Annotated in this window: 2 protein-coding genes; both read left to right on the top strand. The window is 55.4% G+C overall.

From position 1 onward, the window contains the following. Window positions 1–270: 270 nt before the first annotated feature. Entirely contained in the window at window positions 271–948 is a 678-nt protein-coding gene (locus A3730_RS23790) for a histidine phosphatase family protein (protein WP_063519527.1), read from the top strand. An 84-nt stretch (window positions 949–1,032) separates the two neighbouring features. Next, window positions 1,033–1,291: acyl-CoA dehydrogenase family protein (locus tag A3730_RS23785; RefSeq protein ID WP_197477605.1), on the top strand; the 259-nt coding region annotated here is incomplete at its 3' end.

Raw genomic sequence — 1,291 nt, 5'->3', positions numbered from 1 at the left:
TGAGCGCGTTGAGCTTGTCGGCGCGATCCAGGGTGACGTGTAGAACGGCGTTGTGCTCGCGGGTTTGAATAAATCCGCTGGTCAGTGTCAGCTCCGTCATGGCGCATCTCCGGAAAGGGAAAACCATGGACAATATCGGAACAGTGTTCCAAATAATAGCCATGCATGGATGCATGAAATTTATTTAGCGGGATGCAAAATATCAATTTCACTAACTAATGGCCCTGATCTAGGCTGGTCCCATCGCTTTTCAGCTCAGAGGATTCGCGCATGACCCAGTTTTATCTTGTCCGCCACGGGCAAGCGTCGTTCGGCACCGATAATTACGATCGCCTTTCCGAACTGGGTCACCAGCAGGCACGCTGGCTGGGCGAGTATTTTGCCGAACGGGATATGGGCTTTGATGCCCTGGTGTGCGGAAATCTGGTACGCCACCGGGAAACCGGCGCCGGCATTTGCGAAGGCCTGGGTGTGGCCTTGCCTGAAGACATTCAGCCGGGGCTTAACGAATTCGATTTCCAGTCGCTGGTGGATGCCTATCTCACCCAGCACCCGGATCAGGTGCCCGGTGAGGGCGCCCCGGTCGCGGCTTTCTACAAGGCGCTGAAGACCGCCATGAAACACTGGCGCATGGACACCTTGACCGGTGATTTGCCAGAAACCTGGCAGGGCTTCTCCGGCCGGGTGGCTGCCGCTCGCGAGCATATCCAACGGCAATACAGCGACAAGGACCGGGTGCTGATTGTCAGCTCCGGCGGTGCCATGGCTATGTTTATCAGGCACGTTCTGGGTGCGTCGGATGACGCCGTGGTGGAGTTGAACCTGCAGATCCGCAACAGCAGCGTGAGCCACGGTTTCTTCAATCAAAAGGTGGTGCGCATGGCCAGTTTCAATAACGTGCCGCATCTGGATCGCCCGGACCGTTTCGAGGCGATTACTTATTATTAAAGAAAGACATTCAGCACCCTTGATGGCGCCTTTGCCTGTAGCGTGAGGCGTGCTGCGTGCCGCATTTTTCAATGGGAGAGTTTCATGGATTTTCAGTACACAGAAAAAATGCAGACATTGATCGCCCAGGTGCGCGATTTCATCAACACCGAAATTCGCCCGGTGGAAGGGTTGTACCACGAGCAGTTGGAAAAAAGCCCGTGGGAAACCCCGCCGATCATGGATGAGCTGAAGGAAAAAGCCAAAGCCAAAGGTCTGTGGAACCTGTTCTTGCCCAAGGAGTACGGGGAATACAGTGCCGGCCTGAGCAACCTGGAATATGCGCCCCTGGCCGAGGAAATGG

The organism is Alcanivorax sp. HI0044, from assembly GCF_001634945.1.
This window is presented reverse-complemented; position numbering and strand designations above follow the sequence as displayed.